The sequence below is a fragment of the Streptomyces sp. NPDC046197 genome, assembly GCF_040646295.1.
Lineage (GTDB): Bacteria > Actinomycetota > Actinomycetes > Streptomycetales > Streptomycetaceae > Streptomyces.
Map to the genome: position 1 here is coordinate 148,950 of NZ_JBEYZY010000008.1, position 23,197 is coordinate 172,146.

Here is a 23,197-nt window from a genome sequence, read left to right on the forward strand (position 1 = left end):
GAGCAGGTGCGCGCCCGCCTGGAGGAGACCGGTTACCTCGTCGACGACGGGCTGGCCATCGCCTGTTTCCTGGCACTCAGGCTGCACCGGCCGGTCTTCTGCGAGGGCGATGCGGGTGTCGGCAAGACCGCGCTCGCCTCCGCCCTCGCGGGCGTCCTCGGGGCCCCGCTCATCCGGCTGCAGTGCCACGAGGGCATCGACGCCTCGCAGGCGCTGTACGACTGGGACTTCCCACGTCAGCTGCTGCACCTGCGGGCCGCCGAGGCGGCCGGGGTCCGGGACGCGGACCGCCTGGAGCGCGAGTTGTACGACCGCCGCTTCCTGGTGGCCAGGCCGCTGCTGAAGGCACTGCAGACACAGCCGTCGGTGCTGCTCGTCGACGAGATCGACCGCGCCGACGACGAGTTCGAGGCGTTCCTGCTGGAGGTGCTGTCGGAGTACTCGGTGACGATTCCGGAGCTGGGGACGCTGCGGGCAGAGGTGCCGCCGGTGGTCGTGCTGACCTCGAACCGGACCCGGGAGGTGCACGACGCGCTGAAGCGGCGCTGTCTGTACCACTGGTTCGACCACCCGGGCTTCGCCCGTGAACTCGCCATCGTCCGGCGGCGGCTGCCGGAGGTGTCCGCCCGGCTGGCCGAGCAGGTGACCGCGCTGGTGCAGGCGCTGCGTGCGGAGGACCTGCTCAAGCCGCCGGGCGTGGCCGAGACGCTCGACTGGGCGCGGGCACTGGACGCGCTCGGCGCGAGCGAGGTGGACGCGGAGCTGGCGGTGGCCACGCTGGGGTCGGTGCTGAAGTACCGGGAGGACGCGGACCGGGCACGGGGGCTGGACTTCGCCGCGGTACTCGCCGAGCGAGGAGCGTGAGCGGTATGGCAGAGAGGGCTGGAGGAGAAGGGGGGCGTCCGGAGGTGACCGCATCGTGCCAGGGCCGGCGAGGCACCGCCGACCCTGCGCCGCCCGGTGCCGACGCCGCCCTCCTCGGCTTCGCACGGGCGCTGCGGGCGGCCGGGGTGGGGGCGAGTGCCGACCGGGTGCACGCCTTTCTGCGCGCGGTGGACTCGCTGCGGCCGGAGGCACGGGCGGACGTGTACTGGGCGGGCCGGCTGACGCTGTGCGGCGACCGGGACGACCTGGCGCGCTACGAACGGGTGTTCGCCGCCTATTTCGGCACCGGCGGGTCAGCGGTGCCACGGACGCGGACTCCTTCACTGCCCCGGTTGCGGCTGGTCGCGCGCGAGGCGCCCGCCGGAGCCCGTACCGGCGCCCCCGACGAGGACCGGCAGGGCCCGCCGACCGCATCGCTGGCGAGCTCCGCGGAGGTGCTGCGCCATCGCGACGCGGCGGAACTGGATCCGGTGGAACGCGCGCAGGTGCGGCGGCTGCTGGCCGCCTTCGCGCTGCGCGGACAGCTGCGGCGCACCGCGCGGCGGCGGCCGGCCCGGCGCGGAGCCGTCGATCCGCACCGCACCGTGCGCGAGCTGCTGCGCCGCGGCGGCGAGCCGGCGCTGCTGCGGCGGCACGCACGCGCGCGGCGGCCGCGGCGGGTGGTGCTGCTCGTCGACGTCAGCGGTTCCATGGCGCCGTACGCGGACGCGCTGCTGCGGTTCGCGCACGCGGCCACCCGGGGCCGGCGGACGGAGGTGTTCACCATCGGCACCCGGCTGACCCGGGTGACCCGGGAGCTGTCGCACCGGGACCCCGACCTGGCCATGGCCGCGGTCGCCGAGGCCGTGCCCGACTGGCGCGGCGGCACCCGCCTGGGCGAACTGCTGCGTGAGTTCCTGGACCGGTGGGGGCAGCGGGGAATGGCTCGCGGCGCGGTCGTGGTGGTGCTGTCCGACGGGTGGGAGCGTGGCGATCCGCGGCTGCTCGCCGACCAGATGCGCCGCCTGCAGCGGCTGGCACACCGCGTGGTCTGGGCCAATCCGCGCAAGGCGCGCCCCGGTTACGCGCCGCTGGCCGCCGGCATGGCGGCCGCGCTGCCGAGTGTGGACGCCTTCGTGGAGGGCCACAGCCTGGCCGCGCTCGAGCGCCTGGCGGCGGTGGTGCAGGGCGCCGACGCGACCGCCGCCTGCGGGCCGAGGTGCCCTGCGGGGCACGGGCCGCGGCCCGGGGACCGGGGCTGTCGTGCCCCGCAGGAAGGAGCGGAGCGTGCGTGACATCTTCCCGGCACTGCAGCGCTGGTACGCGGCGCGGGTGCCGTTCGGTCTCGCCACGGTCGTCGGGGTCAGCCGCAGCGCGCCCCGCGATCCCGGCGCGGCCATGGCGGTCGGCCCGGACGACGAGGTCGTGGGCAGTGTGTCCGGGGGCTGCGTGGAGGGGGCGGTCTTCGACCTCTGCCAGGAGGTCGTGGCGAGCGGCGAGGCGCAGCTCGCCACCTTCGGCTACAGCGACGAGGACGCGTTCGCGGTGGGACTGACCTGCGGTGGCGAGATCACCGTGCTGGTCCGGCCCGTGACGGCCGAGTCCGACCCCACCTTCGGCGCGGTCGCGGCGTCGGTCGCGAGCGGCGAACCGGTCACCGTGGCGACGGTGGTGGACGGGCCCGCACCGCGCGGAGCGACGCTCGCGGTGTGGCCGGAGGCGGTGGAGGGGGCCCTGGACGAGGCCGGGCTGGACGTGGCGGTCACCGCGGACGCACGCGGCGAACTCGCCCTCGGCGCGACCGGCCTGCGGCACTACGGACCGCACGGCGAGCGGCGCGAGGACGCCGTCAGCGTGTTCCTGCACTCCTTCGCGCCGCCGCCGCGGATGCTGGTGTTCGGAGCGATCGACTACGCGGCCGCGGTGGCCCGCGTCGGCGACTTCCTCGGCTACCGGGTGACGGTGTGCGACGCACGCCCGGTCTTCGCCACGCCGAAGCGGTTCCCGGCGGGCGTCGAGGTGGTCGTGGAGTGGCCGCACCGCTACCTGCAGGCCACGGACACCGACGAGCGCACGGTGATCTGCGTGCTGACCCACGACCCGAAGTTCGACGTCCCGCTGCTGGAGGAGGCGCTGCGCCGGCCCGCCGCGTACATCGGGGCGATGGGCAGCCGCCGTACCCACCACGACCGGATGGAACGGCTGGCCGGGACCGGTCTGTCGGAGGACGAGCTGTCCCGGTTGCGCTCGCCGCTCGGGCTCGACCTCGGGGCCCGGACCCCGGAGGAGGTGGCGGTGTCCGTCGCCGCCGAGATCGTCGCGCTGCGCTGGGGCGGCACCGGCGCGCCGCTGACCGTGACCGCCGGGGCCATCCACGCGACCGGCCCCGCCTGAGTTCGAGGAGGAAGTCATGGAGTTGCACCACGAGTTCACCGTGCCCGTCCCGGTGGCCGACGCCTGGCGGGCACTCCTCGACATCGAGCGCATCGCGCCGTGCCTGCCGGGGGCCTCGGTGGAGGAGTACGACGGCAAGACCGTCACCGGGTCGGTCAAGGTCAAACTGGGCCCGATCACCGTGTCGTACAAGGGCACCGCCGTCTTCGAGGAGCAGGACGAGGCCGCTCACCGCATCGTGCTGATCGCCAGCGGCCGGGAGACGCGGGGACAGGGCACGGCCCGGGCCACCGTCACGGGCGAGCTGCAGGAGCGGGACGGCTCCACGGCCGTGTCGGTGCGGACGGATCTGACGGTGACCGGCCGCCCGGCCCAGTTCGGGCGCGGGGTGCTGGCGGAGGTGGGCGACCGGCTGGTGGGGCAGTTCGCGGAGTGTCTGTCGCACCGGCTGGTGGAGACGCCCGCGCAGGCGGAGCCGGCCGGGGAGCCCGCCGCACGGCCCGAGGGCCCCACCGAGCCCGCTGCCGTGCGGCCCGCGGAGCCCGAGCCGCTCGACCTGCTGCGCACCGCCGGGGTGCCGGTCGCCAAGCGCGCCGCCGTGGTACTCGCGGCGGCCGTGGCGGTCGCCCTGCTGATCCAGGGGGTACGACGACTGCGGCGCGGGTGAGCGGGCGGGGTGCCCGGTCCCGGGCCCGCTGTCCCCGCACCGACAGCTCCGTAATTTCATAGGATCTGCTGGTTTACTTTGCCGGGGGTTTGCCGGACACGGGGGTGTGGGCTCGCCGAACCATGGGTACGCACCGCATCAACGGATGAGGCATGCATCGCCTCTGCAGCACATGTGCAGCACATCCCTGCTGGAAGGAGGTCCGTGACAGCGCACACTCGCAGCGCCCGGGCCGCTTCCATGCTCGAAGCGGCCCGGATCCCGCCGAGACGTGGAGAACGAGAAAGGGAAGCGTGACTCCGGGGCGGCCCCTCACGGGGCCGCCCTCTTCTGCGGTCGCGGCCGGCCCGGCACCAGGGCACCGGGCAGCAGGAACAGCACGAGCGCCGCGGCGGCCGCGTGGAGACCGGCCGAGCCCACGGCCACGACGTGTGCGGTGCGGACCGCGGAGGCCGGCCCGTTGCGTGCCCCGGTGCCACCGCGATGACCGCCGCGACGACTGCGGGGGTCAGCGGCTCCGTCGGCGGTGTCGGGGACTGCGTGTCGACGGCAGCGCCGTCGACGGTCCCGGGTGCCCGGGCCCGTAGCGCCCGAACAGGCTAGCGCCGGGGCAGCCGGTGCAGTTCCACGTCCGTGAGGCGGCCGTCGGCGACGGTGGCGGTCATGTAGGTGCAGTGGGGCTGGCGGCGGCGGTCGGTCGGGGAGCCGGGGTTGAGCAGGCGCAGACCGGAGGGCGCGGTGGTGTCCCACGGGATGTGACTGTGGCCGAACACCAGGACGTCCAGGTCGGGGAAGCGGGCTGCGCAACGCGCCTCGCGGCCCTGGGCGGGGCCGCTCTCGTGGACGGCGCCGAAGCGCAGCCCGCCCAGTTCGGCACGGGCGATCTCCGGGAGTCGGGTGCGCAGCTCAGCACCGTCGTTGTTGCCGTACACACCGACGAGCCGGCGGCTGCGGGCCCGGAGCAGGTCGAGGGTCGCGACATCCACCCAGTCCCCGGCGTGGAACACCACGTCGGCGCGCGGCAGTTCGGCGAGCAGCTGGACGGGCAGCTCCTTGGCGCGCCTCGGCAGATGGGTGTCGGACACCAGGAGCAGACGCACCACGTCAGCGTACTGCCCGCCGCCACCCTGCCGTGATCTTCGCCAGGTGGGGGGTGTCGGGTTACCCGGATCCCGGATTCATTCACCCCGATTCTTTCACACAGATTTGTTCATATTTGTCATACAGACTTGTTCAGGTGGAACTGTTCAGTTGCGGCTGGACAGTTTCACCTGGTGGTCCTACCGTGGCGGCATGGACCCCAAGCGCACCGAGGTACCCGCGGGCATATCCGACTCCGCCGCCCGCGCCGCGCGCGATCTGCGCGTGGTGTTCAGCCGGCTGCGGCGCCGCATCCGTGAGGTCGCGCAGGACGACGACCTCACGCCCTCGCAGGTGTCGGCGCTCACGCTGGTCGGCAAGCACGGAGCCGCCACGGCCAGCGCCCTGGCGCAGGCCGAAGGTGTCCGGCCGCAGTCGATGGCGGCCACGCTCGCCGCTCTCGACCAGCGCGGGCTGATCCGGCGCAGCCCCGATCCCGCCGACGGCCGGCGGCAGCTCGTCACGCTGACCGAAGCCGGGCGCGGACGCATCGAGGGCGACCGTCAGGTCCGCGAGGAGTGGCTGGCCCGAGCCCTGGAGGACGGCTACACCGAGGACGAACGGCGCACCCTCATCGAGGCGTTCGCCCTGCTGGAGAGGCTGACGCAGGCGTGATACGGAGGCCCGCCCGCGCCGGTCTCGGCGATCGGACCGCGCGCTCCGCCCCGCCGCCCGGGGCCGGCCGGCGCCTGATCGCCCCCATGGTCCTGGGTTCCGTCCTGAACCCGACACGGCGCCGACACGGCCGGGCTGCACGCCGTGGCGCTGTTCATGCTCGCCGGACCCGTGCTGCTCCTGGTGAGCACCCTGCCCGACAGTTCCCAAAGATCACCCCCCGAAAGGCCTGAAGAAGCCCATGGCACTCACCACCCTCGACCCGCGTACCGCCCTCGTGGTCATCGACCTGCAGGCGGGCATCGTCGCCGCGCCCACCGCGCCCCACTCCGGCGCCGAGGTGCTCTCCCGCACGGCCGAACTCGCCGACGCCTTCCGGGCCCGGGACCTGCCCGTCGTCCTGGTCCGCGTCTCGTTCGCCCCCGACTTCGCGGACGTGCCGCCCGGCCGCACCGAGGCGGTCCGCTCCGGTGGCAGCCGCCCCGCCGGCTGGGACGTGATCGTCCCCGAACTGGCCGGCCACCCGGGCGACATCACCGTCACCAAGCACAACTGGGGCGCCTTCCACGGCACCGACCTCGACGTCCAGCTGCGCCGCCGCGGGGTGACGCAGATCGTGCTGACCGGCATCGCCACCAGCATCGGCGTGGAGTCCACCGCGCGCGCCGCGTACGAGCACGGCTACCACGTCACGCTGGTCACCGACGCCATGAGCGATCTGGACGCGGAGGCGCACCGGGGCAGCGTGGAACGGATCTTCCCGCGCCTCGGCGAGACCGGTACCACCGCCGACGTCCTCGACCTCCTGGCCAAGACCCACAACTGACGCCGCCAGGCGCCGAGATGGCCGACCGGCCCGAAACGGCCGACCGGGCCGGAAAGCGCCGACCGGGCCACACGGCGGGCCGGCCCCGAAACCGCCGCTGACCGGGCCCACAAAACGGCGGGCCGGACACTCAAGCCGCCCCGGCCCGCCGTTTCAGCGGCTCCCACCAAGCGCGGTTCTCCCGGTACCAGGCGACGGTGTCGGCCAGCCCCGTGCTGAAGTCGCGGCGCGGCCGGTAGCCGAGTTCGTCCCGGGCCTTGCTCCAGTCGAGGCAGTAGCGCAGGTCGTGTCCCTTGCGGTCCTCGACGTACGCGACGCGGTCCCAGTCGGCCCCGCAGGCGTCGAGGAGCAGGCCGGTGAGCTCCCGGTTGCTCAACTCGGTGCCTCCGCCGATGTGGTAGACCTCGCCGGGGCGTCCCCTGGTACGGACGAGTTCGACGCCGTGACAGTGGTCCTCCACGTGCAGCCAGTCCCGCACGTTGCGTCCGTCGCCGTACAACGGGACCTTCCGGCCGTCCAGGAGGTTGGTGACGAACAGCGGAATGACCTTCTCGGGGAACTGGCGTGGCCCGTAGTTGTTGGAGCAGCGGGTCACCCGGACGTCGAGGCCGTGGGTGCGGTGGGTGGCGAGCGCGAGGAGGTCGGAGGAGGCCTTGGAGGCCGAGTAGGGAGAGGACGGCTGAAGCGGGTGGTCCTCCCGCCACGAGCCGGACTCGAGGGACCCGTAGACCTCGTCGGTCGAGATGTGCACGAACGGGCCGACGCCGTGGCGCACGGCCGCGTCCAGCAGCGTCTGGGTGCCCAGCACGTTGGTGCGGACGAAGTCGCCCGCGCCGAGGATGGAGCGGTCCACGTGGGACTCCGCCGCGAAGTGCACCACCTGGTCCGCCTCGCCCATCAGCTTGTCGACGAGCCCGGCGTCACAGATGTCGCCCTGTACGAAGTCGAGCCGTGGATGGCCGAGTTGGAGGTTGCCGCGCGTGCCGGCGTAGGTGAGCTTGTCCACCACGGTGACGTGCGGGGCGTCGGGGCCGCCGACGGCGAGCAGGGTACGGACGTATGCCGAGCCCACGAACCCGGCGGCTCCGGTGACGAGGAGATTCATGAACGGATCTGCACCTTGCTGTGGTCGAGGAGCCGACCCGGTAGATGATGCCCCGGCCTTCCTGCGGGTCAGTCCTCGCCCCGGACGATGTTCCACTCCGAGCCGGTGTGCTCCTCGCGCGACTCGCGCGACCCGTTGCGGCCTTCCACCGCCGGCACACAGGTGCGCACATCCCTCCCCCGCTGACGGCGGGCCTGCGCCCAGCCCGTCTCCGGGTGCCGGACAACGAGTTTCTCAGTGGAGTGCGCGGTCACGACGCCTCATCTTCCTTCTGCGTCCGTTGCTGTGCGGGGTTTTGGCCGGGAACTTCCCGTCGGCCCCGATGGCCGGGTCTCCCCCGCGCGGCCCGCCAAACCCTCTGACGTCGCCGCTCCCCCAGGTCACGCGCTTCCCTCAGCGTACTCCGGGCGCGGACAGATCGCCGGTGCACTGGCGTTGACGGGGGAACGCCTACGGACCGGCACTCCGCGTGCACACCACGCGTGGGATCGCCGTGTTGGGCCTGCCGTGGTGGCTGCGGGCGAGCTGCCCCGGCGGCCGGCTCAGGTGGCTCAGGTGGCTCGGTCAGCTGCCCGGGCCGCCGCTGCCGAAGGAGCCGCTGGAGCCGGGCTTCCAGCGCGGGCGGGTCTGCTCCTCGCTGCGTCTGCTGCCGGCGGAACCCAGGTCGTGCGGGGTGAGGCGCCTGCCGGTCTCCTCCGCGCGGGGGACCTCGTCCGGTTCGCGCCGATGCCGGGTCTCGTGGACGGGCCCGGAGCCCGGAAGCGTCGGGTGGCACCGTACCGGCGCCGGCACCCGTTTCGCCGCGCCGCCCGCCCCACGGCCGTGCAGCCCCCGCAACACCACCACCCCACGCACCGCACTCCTGCCACCACTTCAACCCGCGCCACCTCAGGCTTCGCCCTCGCCGTCACCATCCCCCCGTGCCGCCCGTGCCGCCCGTTCGACGTCTGCCTCGACCTCGGGGCGTGGCCGTCCCTCGTCGGTCGCGTACTCGTTGAGGGCGGCCTGCAGATCGCGGGCCAGGTCGCGCCAGGCCCGCAACGCCGTCTCGTAGGTCTCGCTCTGCTCACCGGTCCACCGGACCTGGGCGGGCGGCCCATAGCTCTCGCGCAGCTGTTCGACCCTGGCGTGCGCCTCGTTGGCCGCGCGCTGCTTCGCCACGAGCTCTTCGAAGGTGTGTGACACAGCCAAGGACCCTAAGCGCGACGGAGTCACGCGGCCGCCGCGACCTGCCGTGACCGGTGCCCGGCGCACCCGTGTGGCGGGTGCCGGAGACCGCCCGCCGCCTCCGGCGTCTCACGGCTCCAGGATGATCTCGGCCCACACCTGTTTGCCACCGCTGACCGGCAGCGTGCCCCACGCCGCCGACACCGCCTCGACGAGCAGGATGCCGCGGCCGCCGGTGGCCTCCCAGCCGATGTTCGTCGGCTTGACCGGGGTCCGCGGCGAGGTGTCGGTGACCGCGATCCGCAGCCGGTGGCCGACGAGGGTCAGCCCGAGGCGGACCTGCCCGTCGGTGTGCACGAGCGCGTTGGTGACCAGCTCGGAGACCACCAGGAGCACGGTGTCCATCTGCTCCGTCGCGCCCCAGGCCCGCAGAGTGCGCCGGGTGAAGCGGCGGGCGTGCCGGGCGGCCTCCGGCACCCGCCACACCGTCCAGGTCTCCCTGAGCGGGCACACGTCCATGCCGTCGTAGCGCATCAGAAGCAGTGCGATGTCGTCGCTGCGGCCGGCGTTGTGCAGCAGGGCGTCGGCGACCAGGCCGAGGTGGGCGGGATCGCTGGCGGCCAGTCCGCGGGCGAGCCGGTCCATGCCGTCGTCGATGTCGGCCCCGGCGGACTCCACGAGACCGTCCGTGATCAGGGTGAGCACGCTGCCGGGGCGGAGCCGCAGCGGGGTCATCGGGAAGTCGGCCTGGGTCGTCACGCCGAGCGGCGGGCCGCCCTCCGCCTCCACGATCTCGACGTTGCCGTCCGGGTGGCGCAGGGCCGGGGGGAGGTGACCGGCACGCACGCACCAGGCGCTGCCGACCTCCATGTCGACGTCGACGTAGGCGCAGGTGGCGAACAGGTCCGTCTCCATGTCCAGCAGGAGGCGGTTGGCGTGGGAGACGACCACGTCCGGCGGGTGTCCCTCGGCGGCGTAGGCGCGCAGCGCGGTGCGCATCTGGCCCATCAGCGTGGCGGCGCCCGCGCTGTGCCCCTGCACGTCGCCGATGACGAGGGCGACGTGGTGGTCGGGCAGCGGGATCACGTCGTACCAGTCGCCGCCGACCTCCAGACCGGCCGTGGCGGGCAGGTAGCGGGCGACGGCCTCGCCACCGGGCAGCTTCGGCAGCCGGCGGGGCAGCAGGGTGCGCTGCAGCATGCCGACGAGTTCGTGCTCGGCGTCGAAGGCATGGGCGCGCAACAGGGCCTGGCCGGCCAGGCCCGCGGACGCGGTGAGCAGGGCCCGCTCGTCGGGGCTGAAGTCGTGCGGGCGGTCCCAGCCGATCAGGCAGGCGCCCGCCGTCCGCCCGCCCGCAGGCAGCGGCAGCACCGCGAGGCCGCCGGGGCCGACCTCGGCGAGGGCCGGTTCCAGGACAGTGCCCGCGGGCCAGATCTGGGCACGCCCCTCCCGGAGGGCCGCGGCGAGGGTGGGCATGGCCCGCACCGGCGCGTCGGGCCATTCGGTGCGCCACTCCCGGCGCCACAGCTCGGGCCAGGCCTCCGGTTCGGGCGGGTCCAGGACGGTGACGACGAGCCGGTCGCCCTCCAGCTCGGCGAGCGCGATCCGGTCGGCCTGCAGGGGCTTGCGCAGGGCGGTCACGACGGCCTGACTGACGTCCTTGACCGTGCCCGCGGTCGCCAGCGCGGAAGCCAGCCGCTGCACACGGGTCACATCGGTCACCCCGTGGCGCAGCGTGGAGGCGTCGGCGACGGTGCCGACCAGGCGGGCGGGGCGGCCCTCGCCGCCCGGCAGCAGCCGGCCGCGCAGCCGCAGCCACCGCTGCGGGCCGGCGGGCCGGAGGATGCGGAACTCCAGTTCGCGCTCGCCGATGGACATGTGGTCGGCCTCGACCACGGACATCAGCGACGGCAGGTCCTCGGGGACGGTCTGCGCGAGCAGGGTCTCGACCTTGCCGTCGAAGCCGGCGCGGTCGAGTCCGAACAGGGCGAGGATGTCGTCCCCCACCTCGACCCGCCCGGAGTCCATGGCGAGGCTGAACGCGCTGGGCGGCAGCTCCTCGCCCTGGACGGTCTCGACGGGCGCCGGGCAGGCGACGGCCCGCGCGATCAGTTCGAGGCACTCGCGGTCCTCGGTGTCGAAGCCGCCCGGGCTCTCGGTGACCGCGAGCAGACAGCCGCCGTCCTCGCCGCGCAGCGGCAGCGCGGCCACGAAGACGTCCCCAGTGGGCATCCGCCGGTACTCGGCGCACCCGGCGAGCTCGTCCGGCCCGAGCCAGAGGGGGTGCCCGGCGCGGCCGGCGTCCGCCATCGGCGACCGCCCCGACAGGGCGTAGGTGTCGCGCACCCCGTACAGCGCTCTGGGGACACCCACGGCCTCCGCCAGGCAGAACGTGTCGCCGCGCTCGCCGCGGGTGTACACGGCCGCGAACGTGGCGCCGGTGAAGACCAGGGCCTGTTCCAGGACGCGGCGCGGCCGCCCCGGGTCGGGGGGCTCGGCAGCGAGCGTCTTGAGGGCAAGTTCGGCCCGCACAGTACGTGTTCCGCGTGCCGTAGCGCCCTCACTGACCACGTTGGCCATTACAGCGCGTATCGGCGGTGTGCGCAGCCCCTGTGACGCTCCTGTGCGGCCCGGTCACAGCCGGTGCTCGAAACGGTTCGAACATGTCTTGACCCGTGCGTTCCGCACGGCGACCTGGTGACAGGCGTGACTGTCGGCGGGTCGGCCCCGCTGGGAAGCTCGGTGCCGACCAGGAGGGGGACGGACATGGACCAGCGCTACGAGGTGTACGCGCTCGCCGACCGGCACTTCTACGACACGCCGGACCGGTTCTCCGCAGGCGGGCACGACGCCGCACCCCGGTACGAGACGGCGCGGCGCCCGGTGCCCGAGGGATGGAAGGCGACGCGGATCGGCGACTGGCTGACGCTGACCCCGCTCGGCCCGGACGGGCGGCCGGAACCGGGTCCGGCGCAGGGGTGGAAGATCCACGCCTCGGCCACCGCGACGAACGCGGAGCGGATCGCCGCCCTCGTGTGGGACTACTGCGTGCCGCGCCGGATCCCGTTCAAGTTCGTTCCCGGACCGCATCTGCTGCATCTGCGCAACACCAAGTACGCCGCCCGCGACGGCAGCGGCAAGTTCGCCACCGTCTACCCGGCCGACGAGGAGCAGCTCCACGTGGTGCTGCGAGAGCTTGGCGCACTGCTGGAGGGCTTCGAGGGGCCGTACATCCTGACCGACCTGCGCTGGTGCGACGGCCCGCTCTATGTCCGCTACGGCGCGTTCGCGCGCACCTTCGTCGTCGACGAGCGCGGCTCGCTCGTGCCCGCGGTGCGCGACGGCGAGGGGCGGCTGGTGCCGGACCGGCGGACGCCGTCCTTCCAGGTCCCGGACTGGGTGACGCTGCCGTCCTTTCTCCAGCCGCATCTGGCCGCGCGTAACAGCACCACGGTCGGCGAGCTGCCGTACCGCATCGAAAAAGCGCTGCACTTCTCCAACGGCGGCGGGGTCTACGCGGGCACCGACACCCGCGACGGGCGCCGCGTGGTGCTGAAGGAGGGACGCCCGCACGCGGGGCTCGCGGCCGACGGTGCGGATGCCATCGCCCGGCTGGAGCGGGAGAAGGAGGCGCTGGAGCGGGTCGCCGCAACCGGGGTCGCGCCGGAGGTGCGGGACTGGTTCACCCTCGGCGACCACCGCTTCCTGGTCATGGACTTCCTGGAGGGGCGCCCGCTCAACTCCTACCTCGCCGAGCGGCACCCGCTGCTCACCACCGACCCGGATCCCGAGGCGGTCGCCGCCTACACTCAGTGGGCGGTGCGCATCCACCGGGCGGTGGAACGGGCCGTCGAGGCGGTGCACGCGCGCGGGATCGTCTTCAACGACCTGCATGTGTTCAACATCATGGTCGCCCCCGACGACGAGTCGGTGTTCCTCCTCGACTTCGAGGCCGCGGCCCCGGCCGAGGAGAACGGCCGCCAGGTCGTCGCCCACCCCGGCTTCTTCGCCCCGCCGGACCGCCGGGGCAAAGACGTGGACCACTACGCGCTGGCCTGTCTGCGGCTCGCCCTGTTCCTGCCGGTGACGACGCTGTTCGTGATCGACCGCGGCAAGGCGGCCCACCTGGCGCAGGTCATCGCCGAGCAGTTCCCGGACGTACCGCCGGCGTTCCTCGACGAGGCGGTCACCGAGATCACGCGCGACACGGCGCCCCCGGCCGGGGGCGTGAGCGGCGGGCCCCGGCCGGGCCCGTCCGCCGCCGTCTCGCTGGTGGATCCGGCCGATTGGCCCTACAGCCGCGACTCGATGGTCAAGGCGATCCTCACCTCGGCCACCCCGGAGCGTGAGGACCGGCTCTTCCCCGGCGACATCACCCAGTTCTCCGACGGCGGCGGACTCGGTCTCGCGCACGGCGCGGCCGGAGTGCTGTACGCGCTGGAGCGGTCCGGCGCCGAACGCTACGAGGAAGGCGAACGCTGGCTCCTCGCCCGCACCGCCCCGGCGCCGGTCGGCACTCCGCTCGGCCTGTACGACGGTCTCGCGGGCGTCGCCCATGTCCTGGACCGGCTCGGGCACCGGCAGCGCGCGCTGGACCTGGTCGGCTGCATTCTGCGGGAGCGATGGCAAAAGCTCTCCTCCGACCTGCACGGCGGGCTCGCCGGGCTGGGCCTGGTCCTCGGCGACCTGGCGCGTACGACGGGCGAGCCGGAGTTGCGGGAGCGGGCCGCCGAGGCCGCACACCTCCTGGTACGGCGGTTGGCCGAGCCGCTGCCCGACGCCTCCCGGCGGCGGGCCGGGCTGCTGCGGGGCGCGAGCGGGACCGCCCTGTTCCTGCTGCGGCAGTACGAGTGGACCCGCGAGCGGGAACTGCTGGATGCGGCCGCCGTCGCCCTGCGCCGCGACCTGGAGCGCTGTGTCGTCCAGAAGAACGGCGCGCTGGAGGTCGACGAGGGCTGGCGGACCATGCCGTACGTCGGAGACGGCAGCGCGGGGGTCGGGATGGTGCTCGACGACTATCTCGCGCACGCCCCCGACGAGCAGTTCGATCAGGCCCGCGCCGGGATCCTCACCGCCGCCTCCTCCCGCTTCTACGCGCAGCCCGGCCTCTTCCAGGGCCGCGCCGGGATGATTCTGCACCTCAGCCGCACCACCGTGCCGGGCGCGACCGCGCGGCGGCTCGCCGAACAGGTCGCCGCCCTCGGCTGGTACGCGATGGCGTACCAGGGCCAGCTGGCCTTCCCCGGCCACCAGATGATGCGGCTGTCGATGGACCTCGCCACCGGAACGGCCGGATGTCTGCTCGCGCTCGCGGCGGCACTCGAGGGCGAGGCCGAGGCCCAGCTGCCGTTCCTGCCGCCGCACGGGCGGCCCTCACCACGCGGCTCCGCAACCTGACGGAGTCGTGACACAACCCCCGTCCCCATCAAGGGAATCAAAAGAAAGGACACGTCATGGCCCTTCTCGACCTGCAGACGATGGAGTCCGACGACTACACCCACGGCGGCGGCAGCACGCTCAGCCTGCTGTCCTGCGTCAGCGCGGCGAGCGCGACGCTCTGTCTCTGACGAGAGTCCGTAAACGGCTCCGGGCGGCCCCTCCCTGCTCGGGAGGGGCCGCCCGGAGCCCGTTCCGCGCCACGATGCGAGGCCGCAGCCGTATGACGACGACCGCCGACGCCGGCCCGGTGGCCGCAGGCGCCCTGCTCCGCTCCGCCGCCCGGTACAGCGGGGCGCGCTGCCTTGCCCTGAGCCTGGTGAGCACGGCCGCCACCGGAACCGGGCTGTTGCTGCCGGCCGCACTGGGCAGGACCCTGGACCTGCTGATCGCGCACGCCCCTGCTGCCCGCTGGACGCTGTCCTGTGCCGGACTGGTCCTGCTGCTCGCCCTGCTCGACATGGCCGAGGCCCTGCTCGACGGCACCACCACCGCACGGACCACCGCGTGGCTGCGCCGCCTCCTGACCGGGCACGTGCTCGCGCTGGGCCCCCGGGCCACCGCCCGCTTCGGCCCCGGAGAATTGGTCGCCCGCCTCGTCGGCTCCGCCGCCCAGGCCGGGACGGCGCCCGCCGCTCTCGCCGCATCGCTCGCCGCCCTCGTCGGCCCAGTAGGGGGCGTGGTGGCGCTCGGCCTCATCGACCCCTGGCTCGCGGCCGTCTTCCTGGCCGGGGCGCCGGTCCTCGCCCTGCTGCTGCGGGCCTTCGCCCGGGATTCGGCACAGTGCGTCGCGCGCTACCAGCACACGCAGGGCCGGATCGCCTCGGCGCTCGCCGAGGCCGTCGGCGGGGCCCGCACCATCCGTGCGGCCGGCACCGCGGACCGGGAGACGGCACGGATCCTGCGGCCACTGCCCGAGCTGTCCCGGGCCGGGCAGGCCATGTGGCGGGCGCAGGGACGCGCCGCCGCGCGGGCCGTCGCGACGGCGCCGCTGCTGCAGTTGGGGGTCGTCGCCGTGGCGGGACTGCTGCTCGTCCGGCACCGGCTGTCGGTGGGAGAAGTGCTCGCCGCCTCCCGCTACGCGGTCCTCGCCACCGGCGTCGGCGTGCTGGTCGGTCAGCTCGCGACACTGGTGCGGGCCCGCGCGGCGGCCGGACGCCTCGGCGAGGTGCTGGCCGAGCCCGCGCCCGGCCACGGCGGCCGGCGGCTGCCGCCGGGCCCCGGGCAGCTGGAGCTGCGCCGGGTGACCGCCCGCCGCGGTGGCCGGACCGTGCTGGACGGTGTCGACCTCGTCGTGCCGGGCGGCACGACGCTCGCCGTGGTCGGCCGGTCGGGTGCGGGCAAGTCGCTGCTGGCCGCCGTGGCCGGGCGCCTGGCCGACCCCGACTCCGGGGAGGTGTCGCTGGACGGTGTGCCGCTGCCCGAGCTGGCCCACGACGAACTGCGGCGCGCGGTGGGCTATGCCTTCGAGCGCCCGGCCCTGTTCGGCACCACGATCGAGGACACGATCGGATTCGGCCTGTCCGAGCCCTCTCCCGACCGGGTACGCGAGGCAGCCCGCCTCGCCTGCGCGGACGCCTTCGTCAGGCGCCTCCCGCACGGCTACGCGACCGCCTGCGAGGACGCGCCACGCTCCGGGGGCGAGTCCCAACGCCTGGGCCTGGCCCGCGCGTTCGCGCACGGGGGCCGCCTGCTCGTCCTGGACGACGCGCTCTCCAGCCTCGACACGGTCACCGAGCATCACATCGCCCGGGCCCTGCTGACGGGCGACGCCTCCTGCACGCGCCTGCTCATCGCCCACCGCGCGGCGACGGCGGCCCGCGCCGACACGGTGGCCTGGCTGGAGGCGGGCCGGATCCGAGCGGTGGGTCCGCACACCCGGCTGTGGAAAGACCCGGCGTACCGGCAGGTGTTCGGGGAGACCTCGGAGACGACCTGGGGGGAGGCGGCGGAGGGCACGAAGACCACGGAGAGCGCGGAGAGCGCGGAGAGCGCGGAGAGCGCGGAGAGCGCGGAAACAGCCGACATGGAGGAGCACGCGCCCGATCCGCGCGGCAGGATCAACGCGGCCGACACGCCCGGCAGCAGCCACCCCACCACCGACGCGGACGGCAGCAGCCATCCCGCCGTTGGCACGCCCGGCAGCAGCCACCGCCCGACGGGCGCGGCACAGGAGGAGCGGCGGTGACGGCGCCGGGGCTCGGCCGGCGGGGGCTTCGGTTTCTGCGGGGGCGGTGGCGGGTCGTCCTGGGGCTGGGCGGTTGGTCCCTGCTGGAGGTGGTGCAGACCTTCCTGCTGGGCTACGCGCCTGCCCGGGCCCTGGACGAGGGCTTCCTGGCCGGGCGTGCGCAGGCCGGTCTCGGGTGGCTGGCGGTGGCCGGACTCGGTGTGCTGGTCGGGGCGTACGGGACCGGGCGGGTGTACGGGGCGGTCGCCGCGCTGGTCGAGCCGCTCAGGGACCGGCTCGTGGAGCGGGTGGTCGCGCGCGGGGTGCGGGAGGCGGACGGCGGGGCGCTGTCCGGGCTCACCCAGCAGGTGGAGATCGCGCGGGACACCTTCGCCGGCGTGGTGATGGTCTCCCGGTCCTTCCTGGTAGCCGCCGTGGGCGCCCTGGTCGGCCTGTTCTCGCTGGCCCCGCTGCTTCTGCTGGTCGTCGCGCCCCCGCTGGTCGCCGGTGTGGCCCTGTTCGCGGCGACGCTGCGGCCCCTGGCCCGGCGCCAGGAGGCGTACCTCTGCGCGGACGAGGCGCTCGCCGGCCGGCTGGGCGAGGTGTGCCCGGGGCTGCGCGACGTGACGGCGGCCGGGGCGGAGGCCCGGGTCGCCGCCGATGTCGGGGAGGGCGTCGAGGCCGAGCGGCGGGCGGCGGGTGCGCTGGCCCGGTGGGGCGTCGTGCGGGTGGCGTCCCTGGCGGTGGGCGGGCAGCTGCCGATCGTGCTGCTGCTGGCCACCGCTCCCTGGCTGCTCGCCCGCGGCGTCACCCCCGGCGCCCTGGTCGGCGCCCTCGCCTACGTCACCCAGTCCCTCCTGCCCGCGCTGCAGAACCTGATCCACGGCCTGGGCACCGGCGGCTCCCGCCTCACCGTCGTCCTCCGCCGCCTCACCCCGGACGACGAACCACCCACCACCACGGCCGACCCGCCGGAGCCCCAGCCGGACGAGCGGGCAGCTGCGACCGCCGTCCCAGGCCCAGCGCCGATCGGGCCGGAAGCCGCATCGGTACCGCCGCCGCCCGCCCGGCCGGACCCGGCCGTTCCCACCGCGACGACCACACCGCACCCCGCCTCCGGCTCACTCTCCGGCTCACCCTCCCCCTCCCCCTGCCCCTCACCGTCCACTTCCGCCTCCCCCGCACCCGCCCTCGCCGTCTCCGCCGTCTCCTTCGCCTACGGCCCGCACAGCGAGCCCGTCGTCCGCGACCTCTGCCTCGAACTCCCGCAGGGCTCCCACCTGGCCGTCGTGGGGCCGAGCGGGATCGGGAAGTCCACGCTCACGGCTCTGGTCGCCGGGCTGCTGCGTCCCGCGCGCGGGGAGATCCGGGTGTGCGGGTGGCCCGTGCCGGGTGCCGGGGCCGCCTCGCGGCGGGTGCTGATCCCGCAGGAGGCGTACGTTTTCTCCGGCACGCTCGCCGAGAACCTCGCCCACCTCCGGCCGGATCTCGTGCCCGAGGCGGAGCTGCTGGCGGCCGCCGACGCGGTGGGACTCGCCCCGCTCCTCCATCTGCTCGGCGGACCCGGCGCCCGGCTGGACCCCGCTGCCCTGTCGGCCGGCGAGCGGCAGCTGATCGCGCTGACCCGGGCGTATCTGTCGTACGCCCCGCTCGCCCTGCTCGACGAGGCCACCTGCCATCTGGACGCCGAGGCGGAGGCCCGCGCGGAGCGCGCCTTCGCGGCGCGGCCGGGCGGCACCCTGGTCGTCGTGGCGCACCGCATCAGCTCGGCGCGCCGCGCGGCGCGGATCCTGGTCATGGACGGCCGGGAGACGGCGTACGGAACGCACGAGGAGCTGCTGCGCGGCTGCCCGCTGTATGGGGAACTGGTCGGCGGCTGGACCCACCCGGCGTCACACCCATCCCTCCCCCTGGGAGATACGGATGGCGTCGATCCGGTTGCGGGCCCCGGTCTTGCGGGTGATGGCCGCCATGTAGTTGCGCACGGTTCCGTGGGACAGGTGCAGGCTTCCGGCTATCTCCGCGACGGAGGCTCCCTCCGCGGCCAGGGACAACACGCTCAGTTCTCTGCGGGTCAGCGGCATCTCGGCGGCCTTGACGAAGCCGAAGCCGAGTGAGTCGTCGACGAAACGTTCCCCCTGGGCGACGCGCCGTATACCGCGCACCAGCCGGTCGGGCGAGCCCTTCTTGTCGACATAGCCGAGCGCTCCCGCCTCGATGGCCCGCCGCAGCAGGCCCGGGCGGTCGGCGGTGGCCAGCACGAGTAAGCGCGGGGGCGTCGAACCCGTGCCGCGCGGGCACAGCTCGCCCAGCGGCGGCAGCCCGTAGGCCTCCGCACACTCGAGGTCCGCGGCGCACACGTCCGGCCGTACGGACCGCACCCGCCCCGGCGCGCTGCGCCACGGCGCGTCGTACACGCCCAGGTCCGGCTCGCCGCGGAGCCACTCCGCGAGAACCGATCGCACCAGACACCCGTCGTGCACCAGTAGTACCCGGATCACTGCCCACCCCTTCGGCTTGCCCGCCGCTGTTGACCGTTCATGGTGTTGAGCGCGTGCCCATTGTTGGCGCGCCCGATCGTCCCCGGGCGCGAAGAACCGGCCAACAGGGTGCGCGGGGGCGCACGCGCGGCGCCCGTACCCCGCCGCACGCTTCGAGTGGGGGGGCATGGCCCGAGGCAGGGGGGGTACACGATGTCTTTTCACCGTGCCCTGGCCACGGACATGCCCGTGCCGAGCCGGGATCCGGACCGCACGGTGCCGCCAGCTCGCCGTGCGCGCCCGCCCGCCAGGGGGGAGCCTTTATCCCTGAGACCAGTCGCACGGCCGTGCGAGGAGGTGGTCGGGTGTCCGACGGGCGGACTTCCGGGCAGCCCCGGACGGCCACCGGCCGGCCGGTGGCCCGGCCGCTGCTGTCCCTGGTGCTGGCCACCCTGCTGGAGGAAGTCCACGCGCACTCCGGTGCCGTGTACCTGCTGGCCCCCGACCAGCCCGTACTGGAAATGGCCGTGATGGCGGGCATGCCCCGGGCCTTCGCCGCGCCGTGGGAGCGGGTGGGGTTGAGCGCGCCGATCCCGGTCGCCGAGGCGGTCCGTGAGCGGAGGCTGATCTGGGTCGGCGGCGAGGAGGAGATGGCACGCCTCTACCCGCGGATCGCGGTGGTCCTGCCCTACCCGTTCGCGCTCGCCGCCCTCCCCGTGGCGAGCGCGACCACCGCGTACGGCGCGGTCTTCGTCACCTGGCCCGCTTCCCATCCGCCGGTGCTGGCCGACTGGGAGCGGGAGCATCTGACCACGGCCTGCGACCGGCTCACGGCGCGGCTGGAGCGGGCCGCCACGCAGGGTCGCCCGGTGTTCCCGGAGCCCGATCTGCTCGCCGCGCCGCCCGCGGGCGGAGTGACCGGCACGCTCGGCTCGGCCGAGGCGGCACGCCTGGTGGCGCGGCTGCCGTACGGACTGGTCTCGCTCGACCTGCACGGCCGGGTCTCCTTCGCCAACGCGGCCGCCGCCGACCTGCTCGGCCTGCCCGTGGGCGAACTGCTCGGCACCCGGCTGTGGGCATCGGTGCCGTGGCTCAACGACCCGATGTACGAGGATCGTTACCGGGCGGCGCTGATCAGCCAGCACGTCGCCTCGTTCGTGGCCCTGCGTCCGCCCGGCGACTGGCTCTCGTTCCGCATGTATCCGAGCACCACCGGGTTGAGCGTGCGCATCAGCCGGGCCCGTGCGGTCGCGGAGATGGGCCGGGCCGGGCCGGTCCCCGGGCCGGGGCCCTCCAACCTGGTGACCATCTCCCACGTCCTGAGCCTGGCCGGTGCGCTGACCGAGGCGGTCGGTGTGCAGGACGTGGTACAGCTGGTCGCGGACGAGATCGCTCCGGCCGCCGGCAGCCAGGCGCTGGTCATCCTCGGCTCGCAGTCCGGCCGGCTGCACGTGCTGGGGCACCGTGGCTATCCGGACCGTGAGGTGGTCGAGCGGCTCCACGGGATCCCGCTGACCGCGCAGACACCGGGCGCCCATGTGCTGTCCACCGGGGTGCCGGCCTTCTTCGACTCCGCGGAGCAGCTGGAGCGGCTGTATCCGGCGCGGCACACGGCCCAGGACAGCTTCGCCGCCTGGGCCTATCTGCCGCTCATCGCGTCCGGGCGCCCGGTGGGCACCTGTGTGCTCGCCTACGCCGATCCGCACCCCTTCCCCGCGGACGAGCGGGCCGTCCTGACGAGCCTCGGCGGGCTGATCGCGCAGGCCCTGGAGCGCGCCCGGCTCTACGACGCCAAGCACCGGCTCGCGCACGGTCTGCAGCAGGCGTTGCTCCCGCACACGCTGCCACCGCTGTCCGGATTCGACGCGGCCGCCCGCTATCTGCCGGCCACTCAGGGCATGGAGATCGGCGGCGACTTCTACGACCTGGTGCCCACCCGGCCGACGGCGGCCGCCGTGATCGGGGACGTACAGGGGCACAACGTGACCGCGGCCGGGCTGATGGGGCAACTGCGCACCGCCGTCCGCGCGTACACGACCGTCGGCCAGGAGCCGCAGGAGGTCATGCGCAGCACCAACCGGCTGATGATCGACCTCGGCGTCGAGCTGTTCGCCAGCTGCCTGTACCTGTGGCTCGATCCGGCGAACCAGTGTGCCGTGATGTCCCGCGCGGGACATCCGCCGCCGCTGCTCAGGCGGCCGGACGGACGGGTGCGCGTTCTCGACCTGGCCGGGGGGCCGCTGCTGGGCATCGACGCGGCGGCGACCTATCCGACGACCCGGGTGGACCTCTCGGCCGGATCCGTGCTCGTCCTGTACACCGACGGGCTGGTCGAGTCGCCCGGTGTGGACATAGAGGAGGCACTCGCGGAACTGAGCCGACGGCTCGCCGAGGCCGGGGACGCTCCCCTCGACCGGCTGGCCGACTGCCTCGTACGGCACAGCGCGGCGGCGCGGGAGCGGGTCGACGACGTGGCGGTGCTGCTGTTGCGGGCCCGTGGGGACGACTGAGAGCCGGCGGACGCAGGGGGCCGCCCTCGGCGGCGCCCGGGAGGGAACGGCGGGCGGCGGAGGGAACGACAAGCGGTCCGACCCTCCCGCCGCAGGAACGACAGAGCGGTCCGACCCTCCCACGGCAGGAACGACAAGCGGTCCGCCCCTCCCGCCGCAGGAACGACAGAGCGGTCCGACCCTCCCGCCGGAGGGCCGGACCGGTCCACTGGCCGACCGGAACCGCTGGTGAGGCCGGTCAGTGGTGTGAAGTGAGCCGGGGAGCGGCGGGGAGTGGGCCGCGACCGGCTCCGGGTGGGCCGGTCACCGGCTCACGGCCTGGCGCTCAGTTGCTCTGGGTGAGCCCGGAGCCGTCGGACGCACCGGCGCCCGACTGGTCGCCGGCACCGGACTGACCGCCGGGAGCCGCGGTCCCCGCGCCGGACTGGTCACCCGGGTTCGCCGTGCCGGCGCCGGACTGGTCACCCGGGTTGGCCGTCCCGGCACCGCTCTGGTCGCCCGGGTTCGCCGTGCCCGCGCCGGACTGGTCACCGGGGTTCGCCGTGCCCGCGCCGGACTGGTCGCCCGGGTTGGCCGTCCCGGCACCGCTCTGGCCACCGCCCGCCTGCTGGCCACCGGCCTGCTGACCGCCACCGGCCTGGCCGCCGGCACCGTTGTCGCCGAGGGTCGCGCCGGTCGCCTGGAGCGCGGCGGTGACCGGCTGGAAGAAGGTCTCACCGCCCTGGGTGCAGTCGCCGCTGCCACCCGAGGTGAGGCCGACGGCGCCGCCGTCCTGGGTGAACAGGGAGCCGCCGCTGTCGCCCGCCTCGGCACAGACGTTGGTCTGGATGAGGCCGTTGACGGTGTCGACGCCGCCCGGGTTGGTCTCGCTCTGGAAGTTCACGGTGGCGTCGAGTCCGGTGACGGTGCCGTTGTGCAGACCGGTGGTGCTGCCCATCCGGAAGACCGTCTCGCCGACGGTGGCGTCGGCGGCCTTGGTGATCTGAACGGTCTGCCCGTTGCCGGCGTTGACCTCGCTGGGCGCCTGGGTCTTGGGGTCGTTGTACTTGACCAGGGAGAAGTCGTTGCCGGGGAATTTGGCCTGGTCGACCGTGGCGATCGGCTGGCCGTTCTGGGAGTCGGACCACTGCTTGGCCGCGACGCCGCAGTGTCCTGCGGTCAGGAAGGCGGGGCTGCCGTCACTGGCCTTGACGTTGAAGCCGAGCGAGCAGCGGACCGAACCGGCGCCCGCCTGGGCGAAGATGGCGTCGCCGCCCGACACGAAGGTCTTGAAGGTGCCGGCCGACTTCTTGAGCGTCGCCATGCCGGAGCCCAGGCCCTGCACCGTGGACTGGAGTCTGTTCCACTTGGCGCCGGTGACCGTGCTGTCGGCGGTGACCACGACCTTGTTCGTGCGCGGGTCAACCGCCCACGAGGTGCCCGGGATGGTGGCCTTGGTCTTCAGGGTCCGTGCGGCCGACTTGAGGTCGGCGGTGCTGTTGTTCACCTTGCGGATGGCCGCGCCCGCCTCCTTGGCCTTCACGACCACCTTGTTGTTGTCGCCGCCCACCACGTTCACGACGAGCTGCTGCTTGGCGCTGTCGTAGTACGAGCCGGCGAAGGCGTCGCCGAGACTCTTGGCGAGCTGCGCGGCGAGGTCCGAGGCATCCGTCGCCTTGAGGGTCTTGGGGGTGGCGTTGTCCGCCGCGCCGTCCTGGGAGGCGTTCGCGTTCGGGAGCAGCATGGCCGCCGCGCCGAGCGCCACCACACCGCCTGCCGCTATCGCGGCCTTGCGCTTCGGAATTCGCTTGTGACTCAAACTTCTCGACCTCCTGGGGACGGGGTCT

General features: G+C 74.2%; 18 protein-coding genes and 1 pseudogene. 11 read left to right on the forward strand and 8 right to left on the reverse strand.

Annotated elements, in window-relative coordinates; translation table 11 throughout:
• Window positions 1-6 precede the first annotated feature (6 nt).
• The 4 genes from AB0A61_RS14045 to AB0A61_RS14060 are packed head-to-tail and all read left to right on the forward strand — an operon-like array spanning window position 7 to window position 3,925.
• Window positions 7-864 (forward strand): MoxR family ATPase, encoded by an 858-nt coding sequence (locus AB0A61_RS14045; protein ID WP_361291185.1) that lies wholly within the window; start codon window positions 7-9, stop codon window positions 862-864.
• 44 nt (window positions 865-908) lie between these two features.
• A complete protein-coding gene (locus tag AB0A61_RS14050) occupies window positions 909-2,159 on the forward strand; it encodes a VWA domain-containing protein (RefSeq protein ID WP_361291188.1) in 1,251 nt (416 codons plus the stop codon).
• Window positions 2,152-3,258 carry an XdhC family protein gene (locus AB0A61_RS14055; RefSeq protein ID WP_361291191.1) on the forward strand — a complete coding sequence of 369 codons (1,107 nt, stop codon included), beginning with the start codon at window positions 2,152-2,154 and terminating at the stop codon, window positions 3,256-3,258. Before AB0A61_RS14050 ends, AB0A61_RS14055 begins: the two co-directional genes overlap by 8 nt.
• Window positions 3,259-3,274: 16 nt before the next feature.
• A complete protein-coding gene (locus AB0A61_RS14060; RefSeq protein WP_361291194.1) occupies window positions 3,275-3,925 on the forward strand; it encodes an SRPBCC family protein in 651 nt (216 codons plus the stop codon).
• A gap of 599 nt (window positions 3,926-4,524) precedes the next feature.
• Here the strand turns inward: AB0A61_RS14060 and AB0A61_RS14065 are convergent.
• Window positions 4,525-5,025, reverse strand: coding sequence for a metallophosphoesterase (locus AB0A61_RS14065; RefSeq protein WP_361291196.1), 501 nt, complete (start codon window positions 5,023-5,025; stop codon window positions 4,525-4,527).
• Between the two features lie 193 nt (window positions 5,026-5,218).
• On the opposite strand from AB0A61_RS14065, the gene AB0A61_RS14070 reads away from it, so the two are divergent.
• Window positions 5,219-5,680, forward strand: a complete 462-nt coding sequence (locus AB0A61_RS14070; protein WP_361291199.1) for a MarR family transcriptional regulator — start codon at window positions 5,219-5,221, stop codon at window positions 5,678-5,680.
• A 241-nt stretch (window positions 5,681-5,921) separates the two neighbouring features.
• A complete protein-coding gene (locus tag AB0A61_RS14075; protein ID WP_361291202.1) occupies window positions 5,922-6,506 on the forward strand; it encodes a hydrolase in 585 nt (194 codons plus the stop codon).
• Window positions 6,507-6,636: 130 nt separating this feature from the next.
• On the opposite strand, the gene rfbB is transcribed toward AB0A61_RS14075, so the two are convergent.
• The 5 genes from rfbB to AB0A61_RS14100 form a co-directional block, all read right to left on the reverse strand.
• On the reverse strand, window positions 6,637-7,611 hold the full coding sequence (gene rfbB / locus AB0A61_RS14080; RefSeq protein WP_361291205.1) for a dTDP-glucose 4,6-dehydratase: 975 nt from the start codon (window positions 7,609-7,611) through the stop codon (window positions 6,637-6,639).
• Between the two features lie 68 nt (window positions 7,612-7,679).
• Window positions 7,680-7,865, reverse strand: a complete 186-nt coding sequence (locus AB0A61_RS14085) for a hypothetical protein (protein ID WP_361291208.1) — start codon at window positions 7,863-7,865, stop codon at window positions 7,680-7,682.
• 310 nt (window positions 7,866-8,175) lie between these two features.
• Window positions 8,176-8,439 (reverse strand): DUF6479 family protein, encoded by a 264-nt coding sequence (locus tag AB0A61_RS14090; RefSeq protein ID WP_361291548.1) that lies wholly within the window; start codon window positions 8,437-8,439, stop codon window positions 8,176-8,178.
• A gap of 60 nt (window positions 8,440-8,499) precedes the next feature.
• Window positions 8,500-8,796 (reverse strand): hypothetical protein, encoded by a 297-nt coding sequence (locus AB0A61_RS14095; protein WP_361291211.1) that lies wholly within the window; start codon window positions 8,794-8,796, stop codon window positions 8,500-8,502.
• A 111-nt stretch (window positions 8,797-8,907) separates the two neighbouring features.
• Window positions 8,908-11,358, reverse strand: a complete 2,451-nt coding sequence (locus AB0A61_RS14100; RefSeq protein WP_361291214.1) for a SpoIIE family protein phosphatase — start codon at window positions 11,356-11,358, stop codon at window positions 8,908-8,910.
• 186 nt (window positions 11,359-11,544) lie between these two features.
• On the opposite strand from AB0A61_RS14100, the gene lanKC reads away from it, so the two are divergent.
• The 4 genes and pseudogenes from lanKC to AB0A61_RS14120 all read left to right on the forward strand — a co-directional run.
• A complete protein-coding gene (gene lanKC, locus AB0A61_RS14105) occupies window positions 11,545-14,175 on the forward strand; it encodes a class III lanthionine synthetase LanKC (protein ID WP_361291217.1) in 2,631 nt (876 codons plus the stop codon).
• Window positions 14,176-14,231: 56 nt separating this feature from the next.
• Window positions 14,232-14,345, forward strand: a complete 114-nt coding sequence (locus AB0A61_RS14110) for a SapB/AmfS family lanthipeptide (protein ID WP_361291219.1) — start codon at window positions 14,232-14,234, stop codon at window positions 14,343-14,345.
• A gap of 92 nt (window positions 14,346-14,437) precedes the next feature.
• The gene (locus AB0A61_RS14115; RefSeq protein WP_361291222.1) at window positions 14,438-16,402 is read left to right on the forward strand and encodes an ABC transporter ATP-binding protein; all 1,965 of its coding nucleotides are present in this window, start codon (window positions 14,438-14,440) and stop codon (window positions 16,400-16,402) included.
• A 383-nt stretch (window positions 16,403-16,785) separates the two neighbouring features.
• A pseudogene (locus AB0A61_RS14120) lies at window positions 16,786-18,042 on the forward strand (ATP-binding cassette domain-containing protein); the annotation flags it as partial.
• Between the two features lie 231 nt (window positions 18,043-18,273).
• Here the strand turns inward: AB0A61_RS14120 and AB0A61_RS14125 are convergent.
• Window positions 18,274-18,882 carry a response regulator transcription factor gene (locus AB0A61_RS14125; protein ID WP_361291225.1) on the reverse strand — a complete coding sequence of 203 codons (609 nt, stop codon included), beginning with the start codon at window positions 18,880-18,882 and terminating at the stop codon, window positions 18,274-18,276.
• Between the two features lie 344 nt (window positions 18,883-19,226).
• Between AB0A61_RS14125 and AB0A61_RS14130 the strand changes: the two genes are divergently transcribed.
• Window positions 19,227-21,371, forward strand: coding sequence for a SpoIIE family protein phosphatase (locus AB0A61_RS14130; RefSeq protein ID WP_361291228.1), 2,145 nt, complete (start codon window positions 19,227-19,229; stop codon window positions 21,369-21,371).
• Between the two features lie 325 nt (window positions 21,372-21,696).
• Here AB0A61_RS14130 and AB0A61_RS14135 read toward each other — a convergent pair whose 3' ends face one another.
• The gene (locus tag AB0A61_RS14135; RefSeq protein WP_361291231.1) at window positions 21,697-23,169 is read right to left on the reverse strand and encodes a S1 family peptidase; all 1,473 of its coding nucleotides are present in this window, start codon (window positions 23,167-23,169) and stop codon (window positions 21,697-21,699) included.
• Window positions 23,170-23,197 lie beyond the last annotated feature (28 nt).